This is a genomic window from Methanoculleus sp. (assembly GCF_036677455.1).
Taxonomy (GTDB): Archaea; Halobacteriota; Methanomicrobia; order Methanomicrobiales; family Methanoculleaceae; genus Methanoculleus.
The window spans coordinates 1-26,369 of sequence record NZ_JAVBWL010000041.1; the positions used below are offsets into that span (position 1 = coordinate 1).

Annotated in this window: 25 protein-coding genes; 4 read left to right on the forward strand and 21 right to left on the reverse strand. The window is 63.7% G+C overall.

Features of this window, described 5'->3' with window-relative positions; genetic code table 11:
- The 9 genes from V6K60_RS09135 to V6K60_RS09175 all read right to left on the reverse strand — a co-directional run.
- A partial coding sequence (locus V6K60_RS09135; protein WP_332450214.1) for a fasciclin domain-containing protein occupies positions 1-2,261 on the reverse strand: 2,261 nt, incomplete at its 3' end.
- Positions 2,262-2,739: 478 nt separating this feature from the next.
- Positions 2,740-3,537, reverse strand: a complete 798-nt coding sequence (locus V6K60_RS09140; protein ID WP_332450215.1) for a fasciclin domain-containing protein — start codon at positions 3,535-3,537, stop codon at positions 2,740-2,742.
- Between the two features lie 85 nt (positions 3,538-3,622).
- Positions 3,623-5,053: an aldehyde dehydrogenase family protein gene (locus V6K60_RS09145; protein WP_332450216.1), complete on the reverse strand. Its 1,431-nt coding sequence runs from the start codon at positions 5,051-5,053 to the stop codon at positions 3,623-3,625.
- A 38-nt stretch (positions 5,054-5,091) separates the two neighbouring features.
- Positions 5,092-6,159 (reverse strand): MFS transporter, encoded by a 1,068-nt coding sequence (locus V6K60_RS09150; protein WP_332450217.1) that lies wholly within the window; start codon positions 6,157-6,159, stop codon positions 5,092-5,094.
- Between the two features lies 1 nt (position 6,160).
- Entirely contained in the window at positions 6,161-8,053 is a 1,893-nt protein-coding gene (locus tag V6K60_RS09155; RefSeq protein ID WP_332450218.1) for a beta-CASP ribonuclease aCPSF1, read from the reverse strand.
- Positions 8,054-8,073: 20 nt separating this feature from the next.
- Positions 8,074-8,718, reverse strand: coding sequence for an archaeal proteasome endopeptidase complex subunit beta (psmB, locus tag V6K60_RS09160; protein ID WP_332450219.1), 645 nt, complete (start codon positions 8,716-8,718; stop codon positions 8,074-8,076).
- A 143-nt stretch (positions 8,719-8,861) separates the two neighbouring features.
- Positions 8,862-9,722 carry a CBS domain-containing protein gene (locus tag V6K60_RS09165; protein WP_332450220.1) on the reverse strand — a complete coding sequence of 287 codons (861 nt, stop codon included), beginning with the start codon at positions 9,720-9,722 and terminating at the stop codon, positions 8,862-8,864.
- A 14-nt stretch (positions 9,723-9,736) separates the two neighbouring features.
- The gene (locus V6K60_RS09170; RefSeq protein ID WP_332450221.1) at positions 9,737-10,165 is read right to left on the reverse strand and encodes a universal stress protein; all 429 of its coding nucleotides are present in this window, start codon (positions 10,163-10,165) and stop codon (positions 9,737-9,739) included.
- Between the two features lie 36 nt (positions 10,166-10,201).
- Positions 10,202-11,245 carry an amidohydrolase family protein gene (locus V6K60_RS09175; RefSeq protein WP_332450222.1) on the reverse strand — a complete coding sequence of 348 codons (1,044 nt, stop codon included), beginning with the start codon at positions 11,243-11,245 and terminating at the stop codon, positions 10,202-10,204.
- 44 nt (positions 11,246-11,289) lie between these two features.
- Here V6K60_RS09175 and V6K60_RS09180 point away from each other — a divergent pair, with 44 nt between their 5' ends.
- Positions 11,290-11,448 (forward strand): preprotein translocase subunit Sec61beta, encoded by a 159-nt coding sequence (locus V6K60_RS09180; RefSeq protein WP_332450223.1) that lies wholly within the window; start codon positions 11,290-11,292, stop codon positions 11,446-11,448.
- Here the strand turns inward: V6K60_RS09180 and V6K60_RS09185 are convergent.
- Together V6K60_RS09185 and V6K60_RS09190 are read right to left on the reverse strand one after the other, a co-directional pair.
- Entirely contained in the window at positions 11,445-12,194 is a 750-nt protein-coding gene (locus V6K60_RS09185; RefSeq protein WP_332450248.1) for a coenzyme F420-0:L-glutamate ligase, read from the reverse strand. The genes V6K60_RS09180 and V6K60_RS09185 overlap by 4 nt on opposite strands.
- Before the next feature lie 946 nt (positions 12,195-13,140).
- Positions 13,141-14,445: a glycosyltransferase gene (locus V6K60_RS09190; RefSeq protein WP_332450224.1), complete on the reverse strand. Its 1,305-nt coding sequence runs from the start codon at positions 14,443-14,445 to the stop codon at positions 13,141-13,143.
- Between the two features lie 48 nt (positions 14,446-14,493).
- Between V6K60_RS09190 and V6K60_RS09195 the strand changes: the two genes are divergently transcribed.
- The 3 genes from V6K60_RS09195 to V6K60_RS09205 all read left to right on the forward strand — a co-directional run bounded on the left by V6K60_RS09195 (position 14,494) and on the right by V6K60_RS09205 (position 18,467).
- Complete coding sequence (locus V6K60_RS09195; protein WP_332450225.1) at positions 14,494-16,041, forward strand: FAD-dependent oxidoreductase; 1,548 nt, start codon at positions 14,494-14,496, stop codon at positions 16,039-16,041.
- A gap of 102 nt (positions 16,042-16,143) precedes the next feature.
- Positions 16,144-17,691 carry an FAD-dependent oxidoreductase gene (locus tag V6K60_RS09200; RefSeq protein ID WP_332450226.1) on the forward strand — a complete coding sequence of 516 codons (1,548 nt, stop codon included), beginning with the start codon at positions 16,144-16,146 and terminating at the stop codon, positions 17,689-17,691.
- 509 nt (positions 17,692-18,200) lie between these two features.
- Positions 18,201-18,467, forward strand: a complete 267-nt coding sequence (locus tag V6K60_RS09205) for a DUF1922 domain-containing protein (protein WP_332450227.1) — start codon at positions 18,201-18,203, stop codon at positions 18,465-18,467.
- 149 nt (positions 18,468-18,616) lie between these two features.
- Here V6K60_RS09205 and V6K60_RS09210 read toward each other — a convergent pair whose 3' ends face one another.
- From V6K60_RS09210 to V6K60_RS09255, 10 genes are read right to left on the reverse strand one after another with little or no spacing between them, the layout of a single operon-like run.
- Positions 18,617-19,387, reverse strand: a complete 771-nt coding sequence (locus V6K60_RS09210; protein WP_332450228.1) for a formylmethanofuran dehydrogenase subunit C — start codon at positions 19,385-19,387, stop codon at positions 18,617-18,619.
- The gene (locus V6K60_RS09215) at positions 19,384-21,084 is read right to left on the reverse strand and encodes a formylmethanofuran dehydrogenase subunit A (protein ID WP_332450229.1); all 1,701 of its coding nucleotides are present in this window, start codon (positions 21,082-21,084) and stop codon (positions 19,384-19,386) included. Before V6K60_RS09215 ends, V6K60_RS09210 begins: the two co-directional genes overlap by 4 nt.
- Positions 21,081-22,370 carry a formylmethanofuran dehydrogenase subunit B gene (locus tag V6K60_RS09220; RefSeq protein ID WP_332450230.1) on the reverse strand — a complete coding sequence of 430 codons (1,290 nt, stop codon included), beginning with the start codon at positions 22,368-22,370 and terminating at the stop codon, positions 21,081-21,083. Before V6K60_RS09220 ends, V6K60_RS09215 begins: the two co-directional genes overlap by 4 nt.
- Positions 22,360-22,749: a molybdopterin dinucleotide binding domain-containing protein gene (locus V6K60_RS09225; RefSeq protein ID WP_332450231.1), complete on the reverse strand. Its 390-nt coding sequence runs from the start codon at positions 22,747-22,749 to the stop codon at positions 22,360-22,362. The genes V6K60_RS09220 and V6K60_RS09225 overlap by 11 nt, the downstream gene beginning before the upstream one ends.
- On the reverse strand, positions 22,746-23,354 hold the full coding sequence (locus tag V6K60_RS09230; RefSeq protein ID WP_332450232.1) for a 4Fe-4S binding protein: 609 nt from the start codon (positions 23,352-23,354) through the stop codon (positions 22,746-22,748). Before V6K60_RS09230 ends, V6K60_RS09225 begins: the two co-directional genes overlap by 4 nt.
- 4 nt (positions 23,355-23,358) lie before the next feature.
- Positions 23,359-24,447 carry a hydrogenase large subunit gene (locus V6K60_RS09235; protein WP_332450233.1) on the reverse strand — a complete coding sequence of 363 codons (1,089 nt, stop codon included), beginning with the start codon at positions 24,445-24,447 and terminating at the stop codon, positions 23,359-23,361.
- The gene (locus V6K60_RS09240; protein ID WP_332450234.1) at positions 24,444-24,902 is read right to left on the reverse strand and encodes an NADH-quinone oxidoreductase subunit B family protein; all 459 of its coding nucleotides are present in this window, start codon (positions 24,900-24,902) and stop codon (positions 24,444-24,446) included. Before V6K60_RS09240 ends, V6K60_RS09235 begins: the two co-directional genes overlap by 4 nt.
- A complete protein-coding gene (locus V6K60_RS09245; RefSeq protein WP_332450235.1) occupies positions 24,899-25,288 on the reverse strand; it encodes a DUF1959 family protein in 390 nt (129 codons plus the stop codon). Before V6K60_RS09245 ends, V6K60_RS09240 begins: the two co-directional genes overlap by 4 nt.
- Complete coding sequence (locus tag V6K60_RS09250) at positions 25,285-25,527, reverse strand: hypothetical protein (RefSeq protein ID WP_332450236.1); 243 nt, start codon at positions 25,525-25,527, stop codon at positions 25,285-25,287. The genes V6K60_RS09245 and V6K60_RS09250 overlap by 4 nt, the downstream gene beginning before the upstream one ends.
- Positions 25,524-26,369, reverse strand: coding sequence for a respiratory chain complex I subunit 1 family protein (locus V6K60_RS09255; RefSeq protein WP_332450237.1), 846 nt, complete (start codon positions 26,367-26,369; stop codon positions 25,524-25,526). The genes V6K60_RS09250 and V6K60_RS09255 overlap by 4 nt, the downstream gene beginning before the upstream one ends.

Consider the following 26,369-nt stretch of genomic DNA (forward strand, 5'->3'; position numbering starts at 1 on the left):
GTCACGTTCATCGTCGGTGTCGGAGTCACGTTCATCGTCGGTGTCGGAGTCACGTTCATCGTCGGCGTCGGGGTCGGGATCCCGGAACCCGGTGGGATCAGGACACCGTCGATCACGTAGACGACGATGTTGTTCGTGATCTGGATCTGGGTTATGACGATGAAGTTGTTGATGGTCAGCTGGCCGTTGACAAACGAGACATTGACATCCCTCCCCTCAACGGTCGGCAGAGAGATCTGGCCGTCGGTCGAGTTCTGGCACAGCATCAAGAGTTCTTCGATCGTGTAGTCCCCCTGGATGATATGGTACCCGATGATAGTGTTGAGGAGTGTCGTGTCGTTCAGGATAACCGAGAGCGTCTGGTTGTCGATACCGGCAAATGCGTCATTGGTCGGAGCACATATGACGTAACTCGCGTTCTCATCGAGAGTCTCGCCGATAGTCGAGTTGTTCAGGGCCCCAACGAATATCGTCAGGTTCTCCTCTTCCGAGAGCCCTTCAACGATCTCGCGGGTGATCGCGCCTCCAGGCGGTGTCACCGTCGGCGTCGGGGTCACGTTCATCGTCGGCATCGGGGTGACGTTCATCGTCGGTGTCGGAGTCACGTTCCCGGTCGGTGTCGGGGTCACGTTCCCGGTCGGCATCGGGGTCACGTTCTCCGTCGGCATCGGGGTCACGTTCTCCGTCGGCATCGGGGTCACGTTCTCCGTCGGTGTCGGAGTCACGTTCCCGGTCGGGGTCGGCGTTACATTCTCCGTCGGCGTCGGCGTCACGTTCTCCGTCGGGATCGGCGTCACATTCTCGCCACCGACCGTGACGTTCACCGTCTGGAAGACGAGCGGGATGAGCGGCGTGTGGTCGTTGTTGACCAGCTGGACCGAGAGGTTGTGCTCACCTGCCGTCACGTTCTCCCAGGTGTGGGTGAGGTTCGTGGAGATAACATAGCCGCCGAACTCCGGAACCGCGGGCTCGCTCTCATTCGTCGGCACCACGGCGTCAAGGTAGTAGTGCAGGTGCCCTTCGCCCGGCGCGTTCGGCTGCCCGGCCGGCTCGACCAGCGTGAAGTTCGTGACATTCACGCTCACCGTGACGTTCCCGGCCGGGAGGGTCGCGCCATCCATGGGCTCGACGATGGTGACGTTCGCCTCAGTGGGCGGGGTCACGTTCCCGGTCGGCATTGGGGTCACGTTCCCGGTCGGCATCGGCGTCACGTTCCCCGTCGGCATCGGGGTCACGTTCTCCGTCGGCATCGGCGTCACGTTCCCCGTCGGTGTCGGGGTCACGTTCTCCGTCGGTGTCGGGGTCACGTTCCCCGTCGGTGTCGGCGTCACGTTCCCGGTCGGTGTCGGGGTCACGTTCCCGGTCGGTGTCGGGGTCACGTTCCCGGTCGGCATCGGCGTCACATTCTCGCCGCCGACGGTGACGTTCACCGTCTGGAAGACGAGCGGGATGAGCGGCGTGTGGTCGTTGTTGACCGCCTGGACCGAGAGGTTGTGCTCACCTGCCGTCACATTCTCCCAGGTGTGGGTGAGGTTCGTGGAGATGACATAGCCGCCGGTCGCCGGGATGGCAGGCTCACTCTCGTTCGTCGGCACCACGGCGTCAAGGTAGTAGTGCAGGTGGCCCTCGCCCGGCGCGTTCGGCTGCCCGGCCGGCTCGACCAGCGTAAAGTTCGTGACGTTCACGCTCACCGTGACGTTCCCGGCCGGGAGGGTCGCGCCATCCATGGGCTCGACGATGGTGACGTTCGCTTCAGTGGGCGGCGTCACGTTCCCCGTTGGCATCGGCGTCACGTTCCCGGTCGGGGTCGGAGTGACGTTCCCGGTCGGGGTCGGAGTGACGTTCCCGGTCGGGGTCGGAGTGACGTTCCCGGTCGGGGTCGGCGTGACGTTCCCGGTCGGGGTCGGAGTGACGTTCCCGGTCGGGGTCGGCGTCACATTCCCGGTCGGGGTCGGGGTTACGTTCCCGGTGATGGTCACGTTCACCACAAGCGTGTACAGGGCGTCCTCCAGGGTATGATCTGGGGGCCCGTAGGAGAAGGTCAGATTGTCCCCGTTGGTCACGTTCGTCACCGCGGGTCCGGTCGTGCCCTCCACATCGTTCAGCCAGAACGTCCAGTTGTTCGGAGTCCCGTTCACGATCTCGTTCTCAATCCCTGCAATCGATAGAATGCTGAGATTCCCCTCTTCCGGAGGCAGGTCGTCGGCAACCTGGTACTCAAACGCTCCGAGGGTCGAGACCACATCGAGTGTTCCAAGCACGGTCGCTTGCCCTACTTCATACGATTCAGTACTGTTCACAGGTGTGATGTTCACAGTCTCATCAGGGCTCAGTTCGGCAGGCCCCTCTCCAATCAAGACTGCCGTAGTTGCGGCAGTGAGTGACAGGAGAAGAACGAGGCAGAAACCAAGCAGTAAATGTCGTTTCATACATATCCCCCCTTGCGGGCAAGAGAATATTCAACGTCATATAAAAATATTACGATAATAATCCCGAGCTCCCAAATGGGTCGAATAAAGACCAGGTCTCTCCATATTCATCACCGTGAGAACAGATCCTCCTCAGGAAAAGGCCTGGCCGTTCCTCCTCCCCGGCAGAAGAAATCAGCAAAACCCGTGGCACTCTCTCCGGGAAAAGGCAAAAGGGTGTTTACGGTCCGGAACAGGCCTGATAGCCGTCCGGACGGTTCCGGGGGGGCCGGTATCGGTGCTTACCGTCCTCCACCCCGGTTACATCACCTCACTGCACGATGCCGATCAGCATGGTCTGGTTCGCCACGGCCCCCGTCGGTGTCGTGGTGGCCACCGTCTCGGTCGGCATCGTGGTGGTCTGCACCCCGGTCTGGCTCTCCGCCGTCAGGTTCACACTTGCAGGCACCAGCACCTGGTCGATGACGTGGATCACGCCGTTCGTCGCGTTGATGTCCGCCATGGTGACAGTGGCATTCTCGACCATGACCTTGCCGTCGACGACGGTGACGTTCAGGTCTTCACCGGCGAGCGTCGTGAGCGTCGTCATGTTCTCGCTCCCGCCCCCCATACCAAGAAGTCCGCTGACGATCTCGAGAATCCCGCCTCCGGTCTGATTCCCGGTCTGGTTCCCCGTCTGGTTTCCGGTCTGGTTGCCGGTCTGGCTGCCCGCCATGCTCATGAGGTCCGCCGAGGTGTACTCCCCCTGGACAACATGGTACTGGAGAACCGTGGTCAGGTTGGTGGTATCGTTCATGAGCTGCCCCACGGTCTCGTTGCCGAGCGCGTTGAACGCATCATTGCTCGGAGCAAAGAGCGTGTAGGGTCCTCCGGAGTTGAGGGTGTCAAAGAGCCCGGCCGCACTGACCGCTGTAGCCAGCCTCGTCAGGTTCTGGTCCTGGCCGATATAGGCGGCGATCGTCATATCAGCGGTCTGGTTGTCCATCTGCCCGGTATCATTCCCGGGTGTCGGCGTTGCATTCCCGTCTCCCACCACCGCCGCCGTTACAGCAAACGGCATCGCGAGAAGGACGAGAATACATACGCATAGCGTTGTCCATCGTCTCATACTACCATTCCCCCCTGGGGAGAGGGGAAGGATACGTATCAGATTATAAAAATTTTGTGATAATTTCGGGTTGGGGTCTTCTGGCCTACAGCCGCACGAGAACCGCCTGATCCTCCGTATACTCCTCCAGCGCCCGGCTGCCGTTCTCCCTGCCGATACCGCTCTCCTTCGTCCCCCCAAACGGCACCTCCGGAGGGATCTTCAGGTGCTGGTTGACCCAGACGATCCCCGCCTCGAGTTCCTCCGTTGCCCGGGCGATCAGATCCGCGTTCCGGGTCCATACCGACGCCCCGAGACCGTACCGGCTGTTGTTCGCCAGTGCCAGCGCCTCATCGAACCCCGAGACGGTCGCGACCGGCAGCACCGGGCCGAAGACCTCCTCTGTGAAGAGCGGGGAGTCGTGCGGCACGCCGGTGATGAGCGTCGGCAGGAAGAAGAGCCCCCGGTCGTACTCCTCCCCCCCTGGCGCCCGCCCGCCCGCGACGATCGCACCCTCGCCCCGTTCCCGGACGGCCTCCACCAGGCCGGCGACCCGGTGAAGCCCCGCACGGTTGTTCAGCGGCCCCATCTCGACGCCGCGGTCCATACCGTTCCCGACCGCGATCGTCTCGACCCGTGCCGTCAGGCGCCGGACGAACTCGTCCGCGATCGACTCGTCAACGTAGAGCCTCTTCACCGCCGTGCAGACCTGACCGCAGTTGTAGTACCGCCCCCGGATGACCCCCTCGACCGCCTTCCCGATATCGGCGTCGCCCGCGACGATCATCGGGTCGCTCCCCCCGAGTTCCAGCGTGACCCGCTTCAAGGCCGGGGCGGCATCCCGGGCGACCTGCTTTCCAGTCTCGACCTCGCCGGTGAACGAGACCTTCCGGATGGACGGGTTCCTCGCGATCTCCCGGCCGACCGTCTCCCCCGGCCCGGTGACGACGTTCAAGACACCGGGCGGGAGGCCTGCACCCCCGAGGATCTCCGCGAGTCTCGTGCAGGTCAGCGGGGCGGTCCGGGCGGGCTTCAGGACCACCGTGTTCCCCGCCACGAGGGCCGGACCGATCTTCCAGCCCATGATAATCGCCGGCATGTTCCAGGGGATGATCGCGCCGCAGATGCCGAGCGGCCGCCGCCGGACGAGCGTCCGGCCGTAGCCTTTGAGGTCCTGGTACTCCCCCCGCCCGCCCGCAGAGAGGGCATGGTAGTACTCGAGGATGTTTGCAAACCCGTTGATCTCGTCGACCGCTTCACGAATGGGTTTCCCCTGCTCGGCGGTCAGGAGCGCTGCAAGGTCGGTGTTCCTGCGACGCACCTCAACTGCCGCGAAGAAGAGGACCTTTGAGCGGTCCCTCTGACTCTTTGCGGACCAGTCCGCAAACGCCTCCCCGGCGGCCTCGACGGCCGAGCGGACGTCCTCTTCGCCGCCGAGGGGCGCCTCCTCGATGACGTCCCCCGTGGCGGGGTTCTGGACTGTAAAGACCTTCCCGGAGACCGAGTCGCGCCACTCGCCGTTGATCAGCATCTTCATGGATGATCCTATGGGCGAAGGTGGTAATATGCGCTCGGTCACCCGGTGTGCTCGCACCGGCACCTACCGATAGGAATGGCCACCGCCGCCGCCATCCCGGCAAGCAGGAGAAACGCGGCCAGGAATCCGAACATCCCGGCGGCAAACCCCGCAAGGGCGGAGAGGAACGTGAACCCGGCGTAGGATGCGGTGTTGAAGAGCCCGGTCATCACGCCCTGCTGGACTCTCGTCTCCGCAAGGAACGCAAGAATCGCGACGATGATCACCCCGGAAAGAGCCCCGATGGCGGGAAAGGCATAAGGGGTAAAATAGCCCGCCACGACCGCTCCCGCCATCAGGATCGAGGAGACCCGGATGGTCGGGACGGGATGGAAGTTGATCCGGGGGGCGACGAGCACGGCGACGACGCTCGCGATGTTGATCGTCGCGAGTTGCAGGGCGAGCACCGACGGGTCGCTCCCGGTGTACTCCGGGTAGACGGCCGCCACCGCCCCGGTCATCCCCACCAGGACGACTGCTGCGACAAAGAGCCAGAAGTAGTTCCGGACGATCCCGGGGAGGTTCGCTCTCGCAAAACCCACGCGCTCGCTCTCCCGGACCGTGAACCCCATCCCGACCACGGGAACGGCAAGCACCGTAAAGAAAGCAATCCCGGCAAGATGACTGTCGAGGGCGGCATCGAGCCAGCCCGTCGCGAGGAGCCCCACGACCAGACCGAGATTCAGGGACGCCATCACGTACCCGCTGAGCTGCCCGGCCGACGGTTGGGAGTTCGCCCATGCAAGCGCCGCCGAGAGGAAGAGCCCGGCCCCGATCCCTTCGGCCACCCGGAAGACGAGGAGCGGCAGGCCGAAAGGATAGAGCAGGATGAGGATACCGCTCGCGAGAGTCAGGAGAAGCCCGGCGCGGATGAGCGGCACGCTGCCTATCCGGTCGCTTGCCATCCCTGCCGGCAGCACCGCAACAAACGCACCCAAAAAGTATGCGGCGTAGACCGCGCCCTGCATTGCCGCCCCTTCGGCAAAATCGGGGAGGACCGGGACGACGGCGTTTGATAACGCCATCACCACGAATATCCCGAGAAGGATGGGGAAGTTCCGCGCCATTCTAGAGCATGCGGTAGGTCTCGAGGTTCATGGGGGAGTGCGTCTCGATACGGTGCCGCTTGTAGATGGAACTTGCAAGGTCGAGGGTCTTGTTCTCGTCGCCGTGGATGGTGAAGATCTTCTCCGGGCGCGGCTGGAGGTGGGCGACGTAGTTCATCAGCTGCTTCCTGTCCGAGTGGCCGGAGAACCCATCGCTCGTCGCGATCTCGAGGTTGATCACGATCGTCTCGCGCCACCCGAGCGGGATCTCGCGCCACCCCTTCTGGATACGCCGGCCGAGCGTTCCCTCCGCCTGGTAGCCGACGAAGACGAGGGTGTTGCGCTCGTCGGGGCCGAGGGCCTTGAGGTACTCCATCACCGGTCCGCCGTTCAGCATACCGCTTGTCGTGATGATGACACAGGGGTCGCCCCCGATCACCTTCTCACGGATGGCCGGCGAGTCCACCTGGACGAAGGCCTCGGAGAGGAAGGGGTTCAGCCCCTCGCGGAAGATCTGGTTTCGGAGATCGCTGTTGAGGTACTCCGGGTAGGTCGTGTGGATCGCCGTCGCTTCCTTGATCATGCCGTCGAGGTAGATCTTCACCGGCGGGATCCGCTTCTTCCGGATCCCCTCCTCGAGGGCGAGCATGACCTCCTGCGACCGGCCGACGGCGAACGCGGGGATGATCACCTTGCCGCCGCGGTTGATCGTCGCCGAGACGGTCTCGTAGAGTTTATCCTCGGCGTCTTTCCTCTGGGGCTGGTTGTCGTTCGCCCCGCCGTAGGTGCTCTCCATGAAGAGCGCCTCCAGGCGGGGGAAGGAGGATACCGCAGGGGAGAAGAGCCGTGTCTTCTGGTAGTTGAAGTCCCCGGTGAACGCGATGTTGTAGAGCCCCTCACCGATATGGAAGTGCGCGATCGCCGACCCGAGGATGTGCCCCGCGTTATGGAAGGTGAGTTTGACGTCGGGGGCGATATCGGTCACGCTGCCGTAGTTGAGCGTGATGGAGTGCTTCATGTAGGTGCGCACCTCGTTTGAGGTGTAGGGGATCTTGTCCGTCTCCTTCCGGACGACGTCCAGGTAATCGAGCTGGAGCATCGTCGAGAGGTCCCGCGTCGGCGCGGTCGAGTAGACCGGGCCTTCGTAGCCGTACTTGAAGAGGAGGGGGACGAGAGCGCAGTGGTCGAGGTGCGCGTGGGTGAGGACCACCGCATCGAGCGAGTCAAGGGGATAGATCTCGGGGACGTAGAGGTAGGGCGTCCCGTTCGCGATGTTGCCGGGCTTCTCCCCGCAGTCCACCAGGATCTTGCTCTCCGGTGTTGATACCAGGAACGCAGCGCGGCCGACCTCACGGCAGCACCCGAGCGTGGTGACCCGCAGCCACTGGTCTTTGCTCGTGACCTCCCGGTGGATACGGCGGCCGATCGTCCGCAGGAACGCCTTTCGCTCGTCCTTCACCGACCGGAGGTAGGTCCGGATCTGCTTCACCGTCGTGCTCTCGATGGGCGGTGTCCGGACGACTTTCGGCGTCCAGCCGATCTGCTTGGTGATCTCCCGGAGCGTTATGCCGTTCTTGCCGATGACCACGCCGGGCTTCTCCGCCTCGATCAGGACTTCGCCCGTCTCCGGGTCGAAGAAGAACTCGGATATCCCCGCGTTCTCCGGCACAACGGCCCGGATCTCCTGGGCCGCCCGCTCCGGGTCCTCAAGGATGTTCGGGCGCACGACGATGCGCTTGCGGAGATCGCGTGCCAGTACCTTTATCAGGTCCGCCTGATCGGCGAACTGCTTCGGATCATCGGTATAGATGACGAGTTCGGGTCCTTCAAACTCGACATTTGAGATCGTAATTCCGCTCGGGACGATCTTCTCGATCTGCTCCTTAAGCTCCCGCAGTTTCTCTTCAATAACCATTAAAATCGTCCTAAAAAGTGTCAGGATGTCGAACGGGCCGCAGATGGCCTCTGCAGTCCGCTCTCTATGTGTTCTTCGTATTTGTCTTTCGTGATCACGACCACCATGATGTCCTCCCCGGATGCCGAGTCACGGCGCATCGCCGACCGGACAGCGCGGACGGCGAGGTCTTTCGCCTCGTCCTCCTTCATATCGGCCCGGTACTGGTCTTCGAGCACACCGTAGGCGAAGGGAGACCCCGAGCCGGTGGCGACGATGTCCTCCTCCCTGGTCGCCCCGCCCATGGCGTCGACGGAGTAGACGCTCGGCCCCTCGTCGTCGAACCCGCCCATGAGGAGCTGGACGTAGTAAGGATAGTAACGGTTCTGGTTCAGGTAGTTCGAGAGCAGGGTCGATGCGGCACCCACAGACATGGTCTTGCCGCGGCGCATCTCGAAGAGGTTGCACTCTACCTGCAGGATCCGGACCAGCTGCTGCGCGTCACCGACGCCGCCGGCGGTGGTGAGACCGATCCTCGGCGTGATCTGGTAGATCTTCTTGGCCCGCTTGCTCGCGATCATGTTCCCCATCGTCGCCCGCATCTCGGTCGCAAGAACCACACCACCGTCGAAGATCAGCCCTACCGTGGTCGTACCTGTCATAACCTGTTGGGAAATATCAACCATTGAAGCACCCCTAAAATCTTTAAAACGCTTTATCTCGCTCAAAAGCGGTTAAGCGTATAGTGATACCATAAAACATAAATTTATCGTCGTACGGGACTCCCGTGCGACAAGATAAGCACTATATGGTATATGAATATTGCCCCTTAACTCTTTCGCAAGCCCTGCTGGTCGGGCAGCAGGACTTTGATCAACTCCCGATCGAAGAGCATGGCGACGAGCCGCTTGTTCCCGTTGACCACCGGGAGCTGGTCGACCCGGGCCCGCCGCATCTTCAGCGCACACTCGCCGACCTCCGCGTTCAGGGGGACGGCGAGGACGTTCTTGACCATCGCGTTCTTCACCGGGATCGGGAGGAGCTGGATCCGGGAGGTGCCGTAGCTGATGGTGTGCATATCCCGGATGCTCTCCCAGGTCCATTCGTCGTCGTCGGTGCCGTTCGAGAAGTCGCTGACCTCGACACCGTCCTCGATGCGGGAGTGCCGTATGAGGTCGCGTTCCGATATGATGCCGGTCAGGGTCCCGTCCTCCATCAGGATGGGGATGGCGTCGTAGCCCGATATCTCGAGGATCCTTCCCACGAGCGAGAGGGGCGTCTCCTCCCAGAGGGCATAGGTCTTGCTGATGCAGTTGTCCTTGATCGGCAGGTTGGGGCGCAGCTGGGCGATGGCGCCGATGAGGTCGGCCACGCTGATGAGCCCGATCATCGCCCCGTTCTCCACGACCGGGAGCCTCCTGATGTTATGCCGGACCATCAGCTGGGCCGCCTCCGAGATGGGAGCGTCCGGCCTGATGACGACCGGGTCAGGCGTCATCAGGAGCCCGAGCTGGGTCTCGTCCGCTTTCCGGAGGAGGTCCTTTCGGGTGATGATGCCGACGAGCTCGCCGGCTTTGAGGACCGGGACTCCGCTGATACCCGTGCGTTTCAGGATACGCAGGACATCGTCACGGTTTCCGGGGATCTCAATGCAGACGACGTCGGTGATCATGAAGTCCCGGACGAGCATCTGCCCTGAAGAGGTTATGATCTCACCACCGTCGTCGTGATGGGGCTGTTCTGCACCACGTAGTCGGTCACGCTCCCGAGCAGGAGACGATCGACGCCGCTCTTCCCGTAGGACCCGAGGAAGATGCGATCGGCTCCCAGCTCTTCGGCGAGGGCAACGATCTGGGATCCCGCATGCCCCTGCCGGAGATGCGTCGTGACCGAGACGCCCGCAGCCTCTCCCTTTTTACGGGCCGCTGCAAGGATATCCTCGCCTTCCTTCTGCAAAACACTATAGATGATTTCGAGTGTGTTGTCCATGGGAAGGGACGAAAAGAGCCCGGATTCAACTACATAAACGACGTGAACTTTGGCCTTCCAAACGCTGGCCTCACCGAGAGCCTCGTCGAAAGCCCGGCTAGCAGGTTCGGAACCGTCTATAGCAACAAGTATCGTACGGAACATACACACCACGCAGAACAGATACTTCGTATTTGGTTTCTACTGCAGGGTTAAAACAGTTTGTTCGATAGATGAAGAATTCAGCCGCTTTACAATGGTTGTCCGGATATCTTTGCTGAAGGCGAGGTTGGATTTCGCCGGGTTTACGACAACGAAATGCGCTTCCTGCCCCTCTTCGAGGTATCCGGATCTCCCGGCGAGGCCCGCACCGGCGATCGCGGCACGCAGGACCTCTGCAGGGGGCGCGCGGTAGACGGTTGCCGTAAACGCCATCTCCTGGAGGAGATCCGGCTGAACGAACATGACGTTGTCCGTCCCGAGAAGGAACCGGCCGCCGAGTTCGAGGATGCGCGCTATCGGCGGGTGAGCCGCCGATGCCGCAACCCCGAGCAGCCAGTTCGACCGCGGGCAGACGACGATAGGAATCCCCGCTTCAACGATCCGCCTGAGGTGTGCGTCGGTTGCGTGGGTGCAGTGGACGAGCAGGTCGGGTTCGAACGCGAGCGCCTCGTCGATATCGTCCGGGTTCTTCTCCCCGGCGTGGAAGGCGACGAGTCTTCCCGCGGCCCGTGCCTCCCTGACGACCTCTTCGGCGTTTTTCACGTCGTGGACGCTGCTGATGCCCGCCCCGTCGCTGACCGTCTCGCCGCCTTCGCGGCCGAGGATGACGGGCCGGCAGCCGAGACCGGCCGCCGCCTCGCGGAGCGCCGCAACCCCGTCGGCCCCCCCTTCCCGGAAGTCGGCAAACCCGGTCGTCCCGGTCGCGACCATCGTCATGATGCTCGACCGCATCCCGGAGACGAGGTCGACCCGCGGGGTCGCCGCAAGGATCCGGTGTTTCAACCCGTTCGGCGGTTTGACGAGGTCGGCGAGGCTGCCCCGGGCGGGGAGGTCCATCGCGACGGTGTCGCCGAGATGGGTATGGGCGTTGAAGAAGGCGGGCACGATCCACCGGTCCGGCGTCCCAAAAGAGGGCTCTATCGCGGTGACGATACCCCCGGAGACGGTGATGCTGACATCTTCTTCCCGGAGGTCTTCGCCGATGAGCGCCCGGCCGGTGACGACGTATGATCTCTGCTGCATCCTGCGACCTTTGTTTTATATATTGCGAGGGAGAATATTTGAGTATGGCGAAAAAATCTGGCGGAAGACTGGTATCCTCTGCCGGCCTGGTCAACTACTACGACAGCGAAGATCACCGCGCCGTCCACATCGACCCGAAGGTCGTGATCGTCCTGACCATCGTGACCGGAGCTGCAGTCTTTATCCTCAATGCTCTCTTCTAATCCTTTTTGTTCTCTTTCAGGGCGGCCCTGACGACGTCCTGCTCCGGCGTGAAGTAGACCATATCGTGACCCTTCCAGGTCCGGCAGTTCCTGAAGACCACGGCAGGGACACCCTGGTGGCTCTCGCCCATGACGAAGTTGGCGAAGGCTGCAACCTCGTCGACCACCGCTTCTTCGGTGATCTCGAGGACATGGCCGAAGAGGTCGGTGTCGCCCCGGTAATCGTTGATCGCCGTCATTCCCGCCCACCCGATGGCGATGCCGGTCTGTCCGCGCCGAAACGACCTGCCGCAGGTGTCGGTGATGATCACCCGGACATCCTTTCCCGTGATCCGGCGGACCGCGTCCCGGACCTCTGCGGCAGCCCCCATGGGGTCGGGCGGGAGGATGATGAGCCGGCCGTCTTCGATGTTGCTGTGGTCGACGCCTGCCCGCACGCCGATGTGGCCGGAGGGCAGCTCCGAGAGGATGAACGGGTATTCAAGCAGGATCTCGGTGGACGAGTCCAGCACCGCCTGCACGAAGCGGGGGTCTTCCTTTGTCTTTGCCGCGATCCGCACGGCGTCCGCACCGGGGGTGATGCCGGCGAGATTGCGTGTGAAGCCCTTTGCTTTCGAGTAGACCGATGAGGCGACGACAAGGATGTCTCCGTCTTCGAATGCGACACGATCGCAGATGAGAGCAGGCAGATCGTCGCCCTGCTGTATCAGGGGGAGGCCCAAAACACCGATTACCTGGATATCCATGGAACTCACAATCAGTGGTCGTCTCCGCATGCAGAAAAATGCTCGGGTTTTCACGCAGGGGGCTCTGACGGATTGTGGGGATTACTCGTGATTCCGGCCGGGCGCGGCGGAAAAAATGACTGATGCGAGGAAGGTGCGAGAGGGAGAGTATTCCCCTCTCCTGTCTCCACCTCCCGCGATACCTGTAGCCCCCACCCCGCCCGGCCTTCGGCCTCCTCGTTCGCACCTAACGGTGCTCAAACTCCTGTCCTTCGGACAGTCGTTCCCAGCCCCTCAGGGGCGGGGGCAGTGCGTGGCGATATGCGACTGGCCGAAGGGCAGGAGCAGGAGAAGACCAAAGGTCTTGGACTGTCGGTGGGAAGCCGTGCACGGTTCTTCTCTGGAGTTTCCCCATGCAGTGGACCGTGGGGGACTGCGCACCTCTGGTGCTCGAGCTCCTGCCCTTCGGCCAGTCGCTTATCGCCATTGGGGGAACGACGCTCCGGAGAACGACTGCCCGTAGGACAGGAGTTTGAGAAGCCTTCTGGCTTCGAAGAGCGGAGTTCGAGCACCGAAGATGCGAAGTGTGACCGGAGGGAGTTTGAGAAGACCGAAGGTCTTCGAGTGGGGCTGACGGGGAGTGCGATGCTCCCGAAGGAGCGGAGCATGAGAAGCCGTTGGGCTTCGAGGGGGGAGCATGCCCCCCTCCCCTGTCTCCTCACACCAGATGGCTCTCCTCAAAAGTCCCCCACCGCCCGCGCTTCGCGCTCCTCAGTCGCACCTATCGGTGCTCAAACTCCTTCCCCTACGGGGAAGTCGTTCCGCCCCCTGGGGGCGGGCAGTGCGTGGCGATATACCCTCCAAAGCCGTGCATAGGAGCAGTCAATCCGATACGAACGCCTATCGACAGGACATGAGTTTGAGCACCAACAGGTGCGCAGGCAGAGGAGACCCACTCCCCCACAGCTCACCCGCAGGGTAACCCCACGCCTTCCCTCAGCCGGAACTCCGGCTCGAACGAGGCGATCAGGTCGAGGTACTGCTCGACGGTGCGGGTGAAGAGAAAGTGCTCCCGCACCCGCTCGCGCGCCGCGCGCCCGAGCCGCTCTGCGAGGTCGGGGTCGCGGAGCAGCCGGACGATCCTCTCCGCTGTCTCATCGACGGAGGAGACCAGGAATCCGGTCTTTCCATCCTGGATCTGGTAACGGATCCCGCCGACGTCTCCGCCGATCACCGCCGCACCCTTCCACATCGCTTCTGAGACCGTCAGCCCGAACCCTTCCCGGAGGGACTTCTGCAGGACGACCGCCGCCCGCCGCTGGAGTGCGTTCACCAGCGCCCCGTCCTGGACGCTCAGCACGATGACCCGCTCGTTTCTGTGGGCGAGGAGCGACCGGTAGACCTCGGCGCCCTCCGGGTCGTCGGTCGCCACGTTCCCGACGAGAACCAGAGTGCACTCCTCCTCCTTCCGGGCTTTCTCGAACGCGCGGAGGACCCCAACGGGGTCTTTCCAGCGATCGAACCGGGAGACCTGCACCACCAGGGGGAGATCGGTCGGGATGCCGTAGTGCGCGAGGCGCTCGTCGATGGCGCTCTCGGAGAGGTCCTTGTTCACGATGGAAAACGGGTCGATCCCGGGCGTGAAGAAGACCTGCGGTCTCGCGAGATCCTGCCGGTACTCCCCGCAAGAGAGGACGACGGCGTCGTATTTCTCGATGAACGGGGCCAGGTAGTCCCAGACCTTCCGGTTCGGCGTGGTGAGGTCGAGGTGGCAACGCCACACCCAGGGGCACTTCTTCCGGTAATGGGTGATCAGCGGGAGCGGCTGCGGGTCGTGGACGAAGACGATGTCGTGGTCGATGTGGTTCCTCACGGCGTTCTCGTGAATGACGTTCTCGTAGATCTCCTTCTTCCGGCCGGTCAGGTTGATCTCGGCCCCCTGGAGGGCGTTGTGAAACTTCTTCGTCACGCTGAAGTAGTCCGGCGGGCCGTGGACGACGCGCCACCCGGTCTCTATGCCGAGGCTGTTCATCAGGAGCGTCAGGGAGGAGAGGATCTGGGATACCCCGCCGCCGTAGTAGGTGGAGTTCATGTGCAGGACATGCATGTCGTAGAGCGGTCGTGCCTTCGCTTCGATGCGGCGCACGACCTCTTTTCCGACATACTGTTCGTAGTCTCCGATTGTGTGAATCACGCTCATCCCGATCGCTCCTGCATCGAAGCGTTCGTTCTTATGCATACCGGTGAGTCCCGGCAGATGCCGCTCCTGCATAACGATATATAGGTGCCGCGGCACCCATCAGCAAAGAGAGGAAGAAACATGGAAGAGGCACCGGAACGGGATGATACTCTGCCGGGAACGGCGGAGTCCTACTGGATGGCCACCTCGCCGGAGACGGGGTTTTTGCCGCTCGACGGAGACGGGCGCGTGGACGTCACGGTGATCGGCGGCGGGATTGCAGGCATCACCACGGCCTTCCTCCTGAAGAAGGCGGGGCTGACGGTCGCCCTCATCGACGCCTACCGGATCGCCACCGGCGCCACCGGCTATACGACGGCGAAGATCACGGCGCTCCACCGCCTCGTCTACGCCGACCTGATCGACCGGTTCGGGAGCGTGAAGGCCCGGCAGTATGCCGCTGCGAACCAGGCAGGGATCGAGCAGGTCGCGTCCCTCGTCCGGGAGTACAACATCCCGTGCAGTTTTGAGCGGAAACCCGCCTACACCTACGCGGAGTCGGAGGAGGACCGCGACCTCGTCATGGCCGAGGCGGACGCGGCAAAGAGCCTCGGCCTTCCGGCGGTCTTCACGGAAGAAGTCCCCTTGCCGGGCAGGATGCACGGGGCGGTGGTCCTCGAGGACCAGGCGCAGTTTCACCCGCGTAATTACCTCCTGCTCCTCGCCGGGCACCTCCCGGGGGAGGGGAGTTACGTCTTTGAGATGACGAGAGCCCTCGACATCGAGGAGCGGGCGGGCGGCGTCACGGTGAAGACCGACCGGGGCTCGCTCAGCTCCCGCTACGCGGTCCTCGCCACGCAGTACCCGATCTATGACCAGCCCGGCGCCTACTTCGCCCGGATGCACCCGTCGAGGTCGTATGCGCTCGGCATCCGTATCGATGAGCCGTTCCCGAACGGGATCTTCATCAACGCCGCGGGACCCGTCCACTCCTGGCGGTCGCAGCCCGCCGGCGACGGCGACCTCGTCATCGTCACCGGGGCGCCGCACGACACCGGGACGGTGACCGATACCCGGGCGCATTACCGGAGCCTCGAGGCCTACGCCCGGTCGGTCTACCCGGTCAGGGCCGTCGACTATCACTGGTCGGCGCAGGACTACATCACCCTCGACCGTGTCCCCTATATCGGCCCGCTCGCCGAAGGCCACGACCGCGTCTATGTCGCGACGGGATTTGGGAAGTGGGGGATGGCCACCGGCACGGCGGCGGGGATGATCCTCACCGATATGATCCGGGGTCGCACGAACCCCTGGGCGGAGGTCTTCGACCCCTCCCGGTTCCGGGAGCAGCCTGAGTTCCCCGACCGGGCCCGGAAGAGACTCGAGGCCGCCGGGGGGACGATCGAGGTCGAGGCCGGCCGGTTCGACCGGGAGGTCGCGGCGATACCGCCCGGGGAGGGGAAGATCGTCGAGGCGGGCGGGCAGAAGGTCGCGGTCGTCCGGGATGGACGCGGCGGGATCCAGACGCTGGACCCGACCTGCATGCACATGGGCTGCACCGTCGCCTGGAACAACGCGGAAAGGTCCTGGGACTGCCCCTGCCACGGCTCCCGCTACGATGCCCGCGGGAGGGTGCTCGGGAGCCCGACGGTGAGGGACCTGAAGGGGAAGAAGGTCGTGCGGAAGTGAGACCGGGAGGGCGCACCTATATATGGTCCCGGCATAATGGTGACCGCCCGCCGCCCTTTCCCGGCACCCGCCGGGGCCGGCGGGCAGAAGGAGGCGTAACCTATGGAGCATGGACCGGGTCCGGTGTATGGCCTGCCGGGCAGGCACGAGTCGTTCTGGATGGAGACCACCCCCGAGACGTCGCATCCCCCCCTGCCGGGGAACCTGGAGACCGACGTGGCGGTCGTGGGCGGCGGTATCACCGGGATCACCACCGCCGTCCTGCTCAAGCAGGCAGGCTACACGGTCGCCGTGATCGAGGGGGGGAGGATCTACCGGGGGGTGACCGGCCACACGACGGCGAAGGTGACCTCGCTCCACCGGCTCATCTACCGGGAGCTGGTCTCCCGGTTCGGGGGCGGGCAGGCGAAGCAGTACGCCGACGCCAACCAGGCGGCGATCGAGACGATCGCATCGTTCGTCCGGGAGTACGGGATCCCCTGCGATTTTGTCAGGAGACCCGCCTACACCTACGCGGAGTCGGAGGACTCCCGCGACCTCGTCATGGCCGAAGCGGACGCGGCACGGAGCCTCGGCCTCCCGGCGACGTTCGTGGAGGAGATCGGGCTCCCCGGGCGGACCTACGGGGCGGTCCGGTTCGCCGACCAGGCGCAGTTCCACCCGCTGAAGTACCTCAGGCACCTCGCTTCCTTCATACCGGGCGACGGGAGTTACATCTTCGAGGAGACCCGGGCGCTTGAGGTGCAGGACGGCAGGGACTCCTGCACTGTCAGGACGGCGCTCGGGACCGTCACGGCACGAAACGTCGTCCTCGCGACCCACTACCCCTTCTACGACGGCCCCGGGTTCTACTACTCCCGGATGGAGCCTTCGCGCTCCTACGTCCTCGGCGTCCGGACCGGCGAGGTGTTCCCGGACGGGCTCTTCATCAACGCCGAGGGGACCGTCCACTCCTGGCGGTCGCAGCCCACCGATGCCGGCGAACTGGTGCTCGTCGGCGGCATGGAGCACCGGGCCGGCGAGAACGTGGATACGCGGGAGCACTACCGCGCCCTCGAAGCCTATGCCCGGTCGGTCTACCCGTCCACCGCCGTCGACTACCGCTGGTCGGCGGAGGACTACATCACCATCGACGGCGTCCCTTACATCGGCCCGCTCGCCGCCGGCCACGAGAACGTCTACATCGCGACGGGCTTCCGGAAGTGGGGGATGACCAACGGCACCGCGGCGGCGATGATCCTCACCGACATGATCCAGGGCCGCACGAACCCCTGGACGGAGGTCTACGCCCCCGACCGGTTCAAGCCGGCGGCATCGGTCCGGCGGTTCCTCGTCCATAACATCGAGGTTGCCGAGAAATACATCGGCGGCGCGATATCCCGGCCGGCCGGGGACCTCCGGGACATCCCCCCCGGGGAGGGGAAGATCCTGATAGTCGAGGGCGAGAAGGCCGGGGTCTTCCGGGACCGGGAGGGGAGGGTCCACGCGGTCAACCCCACCTGCACCCATCTCGGGTGCGTCGTCGCCTGGAACAGCGCCGAAGAGACCTGGGACTGCCCCTGCCACGGCTCCCGCTACGATGCCGACGGGAGGGTGATCCACGGGCCGGCGGTGAGGGATCTCGCGCCGCGGGGGACCCGGAAGGAGTGAAGAGGTGGAGAATAGCCAATACGGTCGCGAAGGACAAAACAATCGAACGAGGAACGAGCCCGGTGCAGTGGACCGTGGTGAATATCGTCACGCACTGCCCCCGCCCCTCAGGGGCGGGGAACGACTTCCCCGCAGGGGAGGGAGTTTGAGCACCGCAGGTGTGAATGAGGAGGCCGAAGGCCGGGCGGGGTGGGGGTTACACGCGTTTCCGTACCGTGGAGACAGGGGAGGGGGGCGAGCCCCCCTCCCCGTCAGCCCCACTTCGCACCTTCGGTGCTCGAACTCCGCTCCTGCGGAGCGTCGTTCCCCCCATGGCGATACTTCCACGGTCCAGCGCATGGGGACTGCCTTATTGTCAAAAACCCATTCTGCATCGCAATCACCTGATGCGCGAACTCCTGATTCATCGACAGCCGTTCTTCGAGCATCGCCCCACATAGCACCTTCAATCACAAAAGAAGACCGGATGGATAACTATAAATCCACCCGCCTGCACATTCCCTCTAAGAATGTATCTCGTCATCCGCTGTCCGGGCTGCAAGACCTTCACCTACGTGGACCGTTACCAGCGCTGGAGGCTCTGTCCGATGTGCGGCGAGGCGATCAACGTCGGACGTGCACCGATCTACCTGGACGTCGATGACTTTTTAGACGCAGAACGGGTGGTTGAGCAGTTGGAGTCGTACCTGCACCGGACCCGGAAGCAGGACCTGACGGAGCAGGACCTCCAGCGGCTGCGGGCCCGGTATGCCGAGTGGGTAAAGAACCGGGTCTGATCACCAGAGACGCCCGCACCCGGGACAGAGCATGCTCACTCTCCTTCCGCAGTGCGGGCAGAAAAGGCCCGTACGTTCGTTGCTGGAGAGCGGTCTCCTGCACTTCTTACAGTGAATCGGGGCCTCGAACCCACACTCGTGCCTGACCATCAATCCAGATATACGTAGTCCTTCACAAAAAGGTTTCCTTTTCCCCGATTCGCGATATCCCCGGTGAAATGGATAAGCGTGCGGCCCTCGTGCTGAACCGCACCAACCTTCTTGAATGTAGGGAGCATCCCCTGCGCGGTCCCGTAGACATAGCAGGAACCGGCCTTCATGTTCGCAGCCGGGCGGCGGCAGTTGCCGTGGATGACGAGCATCCCGCCGTGCATCTCCGCACCGGCCATATCCCCGGCATCGCCGTGGACGATCACGGTCCCGCCGGCGATCTGCTCCGCGAGGTAATCCCCGACGTTCCCGAAGACCTCCACGGTGCCGCCGGTCATCCCCTTCCTGCCGCCGCGGTATCCCGACGCACAGTAGTCGGCGGCGTTGCCCCGGCATATGATGGTCCCGCCGCCCATCTCCCTCCCGAGCCAGCCGTCGGCGTCGCCGTGGACCTCGATCGTCCCGCCGGTCATGAAATTGCCGCAATGCATCCCGATACCGCCGAGGACGGTGACCTTCCCGGCCTCCATGTACTCGCCGACCCGCTTCAGGCGGAACGTGTCGCCCGATAAGACGACCTCGACATCCTCCGCCCGGTCGGCGCTCCCCTCCACGGCGACCAAGAAGACCTCATCGAGCCTGAGCTCCCGGTTTCCCCGCCAGACCAGGAGATCGGTGCCGGAAAGGAAGTTCTTCGGGACGATCGACTCCGCCTCGATCGGGATGAACGACCTCGCGGTGGGTTTCATGGTGAGCGTGATCTTCATCATATCTCCGCCTCCGTCTCGATGCACCGGTTCCGGTTCAGGTACTCCTCCTGCACCGGGTAGTTCCTCATCCGGACCGTGTAGTAGCGGTCGAACTTCTCGATGAACTCAGGGTCTTTCCCCATATCGTAGGCGTCGGAGACCTTCGGCTTGACCCAGAACGTGGCATTGCTCCCGTCGATCAGGCACTCGCCCCTCCTGGCGACGACCCTGCCCCGCTTGATCGTGTACTCGGTCCGGGCGAACGCATCGATCACCTTCTGGTAGTCAACCGATGGGTCCACCTCATCGATCCGGAGGGGGTAGACAGCGACGTCCGCATAGGCGCCCGGCCCGAGATAGCCTTTCCCGATATCCTGGATCCCGAGCGCCCTTGCCTGACCGGCCCGGGTCATCACCGCGATCTCGTGCCAGTCCAGTTCCCGCTCGATCGCCGGGAGGGGCACCCGCGATTCGGTGTCCGGGTGGATCGTTGCAAACTCGGCGTCGCGATACTTCTTGCTCATCAGGAGGGCGATGATCTCCGGGTATTTGACGAACGGCGCCCCGTTCGGGTTGTCCGTCGTGAGCAGGCACTGCCAGGGGCTCTTCGTGAGGAGCGCGAGTTCGAGGCCGATCGCCCACATGATCGAGTTGACCAGGTTCTTGCGCCGGTAGAGGACCGGGATGATCCCGGAGCCGGTCTCGAGTTCCACGTCGTGGTTGCTCCACTTGTCGTGGTGGAGCCGGTAGAGGTTGAACTCCATCGGCCCGTCGGCGGTCATCGTCGTCGTCCGGCCGAACATCACCTGCCCCATGTCCATGACGATCTGCGGGCGCATGTTGACGAAACTTGCTATCGGCTCGCTCTTCGAGCAGAAGTCCTTCCACCCCGACCCGCCGTAGGCGTGGAACTGGACGTGCGTCGCGTACAGCGTCTGCCGCTTCGGGTTCAGGTCCGGGATGAGGCCGAAGGATCCGAGCGTGCAGGTGTAGTTCCCCGGGGTGCCCAGGTTGTTACAGTGGAGGTGGACCGAGTGCGGGAGGTGGAGGAGCTCGTTCGCCTCGACGACCGACCGGATGATCTCGGCCGGCGTCACCTCGAAGTAGGGGACCGGGTCGCGGATGCACGTGACGTTCTTGCCCCACTGCCAGGCCTCGGTGCCGCCGGGGTTCGTGAGTTTGACGCCGAAGCCCTTCACCGCCCGGAGCGTCCAGGCGATGATGGCTGCAACGCGCTTGATATCGCCGTCGCGGACCGCCTCCATGATCCCCCAGTTCCCGTCGAAGAGGGTGTTCGCCATCGTGTCCTGGAGCGGCGTGTAGATGAACTCCTCGTGGGTGTGCCGTGCCTCGAGCGGCGCCATCGCGCCCTCGAGCAGGGTGGTGTAACCCATCACGCTGTAGCGGTAGCTGTTGCCGTAGGTGGTCGGGACGCTGTAGCCGGACGTGGCGTGCAGCGGCCCGCGCCGGGGCGTCCTCCCCGCTCGCATATCTTCAGGGCTCATGTAGCGCCCGAAGTTCACCTTCGTCCCACAGATATGGGTGTGCGAATCGATCCCGCCCGGCATCGTGAGCATGCCGTGGACGTCGATCACCTCCGCCGCACCGCTCACCTCCTCGACGATCCTGCCGTCGTGGATGGCGATATCCATCGTCTCGGCGTTGATGGACCGGAGCGGGTCGATGACACAGGCGTTCTTGATCAGAAGTTCGCTCATTGCCCTTTCGCCTCCTGCATCAGTGCATACATCTTCAAGAGGACCTCCCGGTCGGAGGGATAGCCGGTGGAGAGGACCTGCCTCGTCCGGATGGGCACCCCATCCATCCGGTATGCCGTCCCCACGGCATCGATCCCGGTCACCGCCACCGGGATCTGGACGTTACAGAACGCGGTCGTGGCGTTCGGGTAGGGGTCGAGCTGGACCACCGGGATCTCCGCGAGGTGCTCCAGGCACTTTCGCGGGAAGTGGGCGGCCGGGTCGCTTCCGACGATCAGCGCCGCGTCGCACTCTTTCCGGGCCAGGATATCCACCGCCGTCGTCTCCCCGGGGTTGTAGAAGGCGATCCCCCGGGAGAAGTCGATCCCGAAGGGATAGCCGGTCATCCAGGTGTTCACTTCATTGGACCCGTAGACGTTGTAGTGGCCCCGCATCGCCGATATGGTGAACTTCGTGTGCCGGCTCAGCTCCGAAACGAGCTCGATGGCGTTCCTGATGTTCTTGTACTTCCCGCGGGTCATCGTGAGGCCGAGGCCGAAGTAGACCGCCCCGAACTTCGCACTCTTGCAGAGGTTCGCCACCCGGATGAGTTGCTCCCGGGTAACGCCCGCGACCGTCCGCGGGATCGTCTCCGTCTTCCCCCGGACGATTGCCCGGAGTGCGGAGAGGACCGCATAGTCCCCGCCGGGTTTGATCTGGACGAATTCGTCGGCGATGTTCGCGGTCTGGGTCTTCCTGACGTCGACGACGATCACCTTCCGGTCGCGGAAGGCGTTATCGAGGAAGAAGCCTTCGGCGTAGCGCGTGTAGCGCGAGAGGTGGCGGGGGTGGGCGTCGATCGGGTTCGACCCCCAGTAGATGACGAGGTCCGCCCGGTTCTTCACCACCCCGAGGGTGCATCCCGGGTGCCCGACCTCCTGGATGGCCAGGATCGACGGCCCGTGGCAGACCGAGGAGGTGTTGTCGATGACGCCCCGGACGAGCTCGGCCATGTGCACCCCCACGCACTGGGCCTCCCCGTGGGTCCCGCTCCACCCGTAGAGGAGCGGGCGCTCGGCAGAGAGGAGCATATCGGCGGCGTAGCGGATCGCCTCATCGTAGGTGATATCCTTCCACGCGTCTCCATCGCGCAGGATCGGGTTCTTCAGCCTCTTCTCGCCCATGAACTTCTTCGTGCCGAGTTCACAGGCGTTTGCGACAGCGACCACCCGGTCGTTCTCCACCTCCACCTCGATGTCGTCGCAGAGGCATCCGCAAAACGGGCAGACCGCGTCCTTAACGATCATAGGCAAGCCCTCCCAGGTCTTCCATCAGTCCGTGAACGGTCTTCGGTTCTTCATCCGTCGGTTCGATCGCCACCTCATGCGACTTGAAGTCCGGCATCCCGGTGGAGTGGGTGTCGGCAGCGACGATATGGTTTGCGTAGGGCCCGTAGGGGACAAAGACGGCGCCGATTTCCACCCCCGGCGACGCAACCGCCCGCATGACGACCTCCCCGCAGGGGCCCGTCACCCGGACGGCATCTCCGTCGTCAAGCCCGAGTTCCAGCATATCGAACTCGTGCATGAAGCAGGTCGAGGTCTCCGCCGCGTAGGCGGCGGAAGTCTTGTTCTCGACCGTCACGCCCTGGTTCACCGTCCGGCCCGTGATCATGAGAAACATCATGCCTCCGCCTCCTCCACCTGCACCCCTTCCACCATCCGGGCGACCCGGATGGCCCGGTTCGGGCAGTTGAGTTCGCAGGTCTTGCACCCCGTGCACTTCTCCTCGTGGAGTATCGTCACCCGGCCGCCCTCGATCCGCATGATCACCTCGTCGCTTGAGGAGGTCCCCGTCGCCCCGAGTTGCGGGTCGATCTCCCGGTTGACCGGGCAGGAGACGCAGCAGTTCCCGCACCGCATGCAGAGGCTGTCGTCGACCTGGAGGTGGTACCACGACCAGAACGCCGTCCCATCGCGCCGGGTGACGTCGAGGATCCGCCCGCTTGAGAGAACGCCTTCCGGGCATGCCTCGACGCAGAGGCCGCACCGGATGCAGTGGCCCGGGTAGATCTCCGGTCCGCACTCGTCTTTGCGCCGCACGACCGCGATGGCCCCGGGCGCAGGGCAGATCATCATGCAGGAGAGGCACTCCGTGCACGCCTGATCCGTCCGGACCGGGTAGTCCTTGAAGTAGGAGGGGGTCTTGAGCGGCGCGGTCTTCACGGTGAAGAACTTCTTCAACCACTCCGGCCGGAGGAACTCTCGCAGGTAGTAGATGACCGATCGCATATCCTCACCTCTCGTTGCACGCGATGCAGGGGTCGCTGCTGATGAAGATCGACGTCACGTCCGCTATCGACGCGGCGTCGGTGATCATCGCGTGGGCGCAGGCCTCGATGTTCATGATCGAGGGCGTCCGGATCGCGATATCGACCACCCTCCCGTAGTCGTCGGTCTTGATGGCGTAGGTCAACTCCCCGCGGGGGGCTTCGCCGGCATACGACGTCTCGCCCGCCTTGCAGAACCCGCCGCCCCGGATAGGCCCTTCGGGGAGGTTTTCCACGCATTTTCGTATTAAGTCAATGCTCTGGAAGACCTCCTGGAACCGGACCATGATCCGGGCGAAGTTGTCGCCCTCCGTCCGGGTGATCTGGGTAAAGCCGAGTTCCCGGTAGGTCGGGTGGCGGAGGCGGAGATCGGAGTCCTCGACGCCGCTCGCCCGGGCCGTGGGGCCGACGGTATGGGACCGGATCGCCTCTTCCCGGCTCATGACCCCGATACCTTTGCTCCGAAGAGCGATCAGGGGGCCGGTCTCGAATATCCGGACGTGCCGCTTCATCTCCTCCTCCACCTTCGCGAGGTCGGCGAGCAGCGCCGCACCATCCTCGGGGAGGAGGTCGAACCGGACCCCGCCCGGGATCATGTAGGCGGTGTTGATCCGGGAGCCCGTGAGCCGCTCCAGGTTGTCGAGGACGGTCTCCCGGGTGTTCAGGAGGTACATCGCGAGCGTCTCGTGCTCGATCGTGTAGCAGTAGGAGAAGTTCGCGAGGATGTGGCTTGCCATCCGGTCGAGCTCGTTCGCGACGACCCGGAGGTACGCCGCCCGCGGCGGCACGGCGATACCGCTGATCTCCTCCATCGCCTCGATGAAGACCATGTTGTGGATGACCGAACAGATCCCGCAGACACGTTCGGCAAGGAACATCACCTCCTGCCAGGGGCGGCCCCGCATGATCCGCTCGATCCCTTTCTTCATGTACCCGAGCTCGACCTCGACCCCGAGCACCCGCTCGCCCGCCGTCTCGCACTTGAGACGGGCAGGCTCCTTCCAGCAGGGGTGCACCGGGCCGAGGGGTATGGATACGTCGACGGTCTTCTTCATGTTTGTAGTTTCTCCTCGTAGTCTTTGAATATCAACGGCGCGACCGAGAGGATGGCGGAGAGGATCTCGGTCGGGCGAGGCGGGCAGCCCGGCACGCTTGCCGCGATGGGGATGTAGTTCTCGGCGGGCGGCGTGGTCAGGGAGCCCCTCCGGTTATAGACGCACCCCGATATCGGGCAGTTCCCGATCGCGACGGCCACCTTCGGCTCCGGGATCTTCTCCCAGATATCGCGGAGTTTGTCCACCCACTGCGGGGTGACGGAGCCGATGACCAGGAGGACGTCGGCCTCCCGGGGGTTGTTGTGGACGTAGATACCGTACTGTTCGATGTCGTAGCGCGGCGCAAGGCAGGCGAGCACCTCGATGTCGCAGCCGTTGCAGGACCCGACGTCGACGTAGCTGACGTGGATCGACCGTGACCGGACGGCGTTCTTGATGTCCTGGAGGATGCTCATGAGAGGACCGCCTCCCGGACCCGTGCTCTTCCTCGTTCGAGGGCCTCGTCGGCGGCTGAACCTTCCTGTATCATCGTTGTTGTCTCGTTGTATATGGTCTGCATCACTTCCGTATCCACAAGCGGCACGAACCGGGTGAAGAGTTCGCAGCCAAGTTCCCGGGCGACCGCATTACCGTTATCGGCGTGCTCCTGCCCCATCTCCCACCGGGACTCGAGGTTCTCAAGCAGGGACATATCGAACCGCCGGAGCATCGTCCGCCGGAGTTTTGCCTCACCTATACCGAGATACCGGGCAATCGCCCGGACGGTCTCGTCGTGTCGCGTGCTCGTCAGGATGGTGTACTTCATCTGCCGGAGGTCCTTCTCGTAGAGGTAGCCGGTCATACGATCCCTCCCGCCTTCGCGAGGGCATAGACGACAAAGAGGCCGATCACCAGCCAGAGCAGCGCCATCTCGAGCTGCTTGAGCCTCTTTGCATCTGTGGCGTAATGGACGAGCGAGAGGGCGACAAGGATCCCGGAGAGGACCACCGCCTCGTAAAAGACCGTCCGGTTCGTCACCCACTGCAGGACCGCGATGACGATGTAGATGACCGCCCCTAAGAGCACCATCCTGCGGATCATGGCATCACCCACCAGAGAACCGCGGCGTAGCCGACCATCAGCAGGGTGATGATCCCCTGGACGGTGACGCTGTCAAACGGCGAGAGCATGGGTGTTACCGCGCAGACGAACGAGAGTGATACGAGGACGACCGTCATGATGACGAGGGCCAGAGAGAACGGCACGGCCCCGATGAAGATCGCGACGAATGCGAAGAGGAGGACGAACGTCTTCAGCCCGTCGATCACGGAGATCCCGGCCCGCCAGACGCCGAAGTGCTCGGTCTTGTAGCCGCTCACGAGTTCTTTACTCTCGACGATCGAGAAGGGGCCGTAGGGCAGTTTCGAGAGGATGACGAGGTACATGGCTATCGCGGCAGGCGGGGCGATCAGGAGGAGCGGGCCGTGGACCGCCTGGTAGGCGATGATGTCACGGAGCATGAGCGAGTCCGTGAAGAAGTAGATCGCCGCGATCGTCACAAAGAGCGGGATCTCGGAGGCCGCGGATATGACCGACCGGACGCCGCCGAACTTGCCGTAGGGCGACCCCGAGGAGAGCCCGAACCCGTGCTCGACGACCTTGTGCAGCATGTAGATCGCAAAGAGGATCAGGATGCTCTCGCCCGCAAGGACGACGAAGAGCGCGGCGCTCCATATGCCGATGCCGATGAGCACGACCCCGACGTAGAGCAGGCTGCTCGCCGTCTTCGGGACCCAGGTGCTCTTGAACGAGAACTTCAGGGCGTGGAGGATCTCCTGCCAGACGGGGGGGCCCGGTCGCATCTGTACCCGTGCGATGACTTTCCGGTGGAGCCCCAGCAGGAGGAGGCCGAATGCTGCTGCAAATACCAGGTACTCGATCAT

Bases quoted from the DNA above. Each gene is read 5' to 3' on its own strand.
- V6K60_RS09140 (WP_332450215.1), bottom strand. From the start codon at position 3,537: ATGAGACGATGGACAACGCTATGCGTATGTATTCTCGTCCTTCTCGCG.
- V6K60_RS09145 (WP_332450216.1), bottom strand. From the start codon at position 5,053: ATGAAGATGCTGATCAACGGCGAGTGGCGCGACTCGGTCTCCGGGAAG.
- V6K60_RS09150 (WP_332450217.1), bottom strand. From the start codon at position 6,159: ATGGCGCGGAACTTCCCCATCCTTCTCGGGATATTCGTGGTGATGGCG.
- V6K60_RS09155 (WP_332450218.1), bottom strand. From the start codon at position 8,053: ATGGTTATTGAAGAGAAACTGCGGGAGCTTAAGGAGCAGATCGAGAAG.
- psmB (WP_332450219.1), bottom strand. From the start codon at position 8,718: ATGGTTGATATTTCCCAACAGGTTATGACAGGTACGACCACGGTAGGG.
- V6K60_RS09165 (WP_332450220.1), bottom strand. From the start codon at position 9,722: ATGCTCGTCCGGGACTTCATGATCACCGACGTCGTCTGCATTGAGATC.
- V6K60_RS09170 (WP_332450221.1), bottom strand. From the start codon at position 10,165: ATGTTCCGTACGATACTTGTTGCTATAGACGGTTCCGAACCTGCTAGC.
- V6K60_RS09175 (WP_332450222.1), bottom strand. From the start codon at position 11,245: ATGCAGCAGAGATCATACGTCGTCACCGGCCGGGCGCTCATCGGCGAA.
- V6K60_RS09180 (WP_332450223.1), top strand. From the start codon at position 11,290: ATGGCGAAAAAATCTGGCGGAAGACTGGTATCCTCTGCCGGCCTGGTC.
- V6K60_RS09185 (WP_332450248.1), bottom strand. From the start codon at position 12,194: ATGGATATCCAGGTAATCGGTGTTTTGGGCCTCCCCCTGATACAGCAG.
- V6K60_RS09190 (WP_332450224.1), bottom strand. From the start codon at position 14,445: ATGCAGGAGCGGCATCTGCCGGGACTCACCGGTATGCATAAGAACGAA.
- V6K60_RS09195 (WP_332450225.1), top strand. From the start codon at position 14,494: ATGGAAGAGGCACCGGAACGGGATGATACTCTGCCGGGAACGGCGGAG.
- V6K60_RS09200 (WP_332450226.1), top strand. From the start codon at position 16,144: ATGGAGCATGGACCGGGTCCGGTGTATGGCCTGCCGGGCAGGCACGAG.
- V6K60_RS09205 (WP_332450227.1), top strand. From the start codon at position 18,201: ATGTATCTCGTCATCCGCTGTCCGGGCTGCAAGACCTTCACCTACGTG.
- V6K60_RS09210 (WP_332450228.1), bottom strand. From the start codon at position 19,387: ATGATGAAGATCACGCTCACCATGAAACCCACCGCGAGGTCGTTCATC.
- V6K60_RS09215 (WP_332450229.1), bottom strand. From the start codon at position 21,084: ATGAGCGAACTTCTGATCAAGAACGCCTGTGTCATCGACCCGCTCCGG.
- V6K60_RS09220 (WP_332450230.1), bottom strand. From the start codon at position 22,370: ATGATCGTTAAGGACGCGGTCTGCCCGTTTTGCGGATGCCTCTGCGAC.
- V6K60_RS09225 (WP_332450231.1), bottom strand. From the start codon at position 22,749: ATGATGTTTCTCATGATCACGGGCCGGACGGTGAACCAGGGCGTGACG.
- V6K60_RS09230 (WP_332450232.1), bottom strand. From the start codon at position 23,354: ATGCGATCGGTCATCTACTACCTGCGAGAGTTCCTCCGGCCGGAGTGG.
- V6K60_RS09235 (WP_332450233.1), bottom strand. From the start codon at position 24,447: ATGAAGAAGACCGTCGACGTATCCATACCCCTCGGCCCGGTGCACCCC.
- V6K60_RS09240 (WP_332450234.1), bottom strand. From the start codon at position 24,902: ATGAGCATCCTCCAGGACATCAAGAACGCCGTCCGGTCACGGTCGATC.
- V6K60_RS09245 (WP_332450235.1), bottom strand. From the start codon at position 25,288: ATGACCGGCTACCTCTACGAGAAGGACCTCCGGCAGATGAAGTACACC.
- V6K60_RS09250 (WP_332450236.1), bottom strand. From the start codon at position 25,527: ATGATCCGCAGGATGGTGCTCTTAGGGGCGGTCATCTACATCGTCATC.
- V6K60_RS09255 (WP_332450237.1), bottom strand. From the start codon at position 26,369: ATGATCGAGTACCTGGTATTTGCAGCAGCATTCGGCCTCCTCCTGCTG.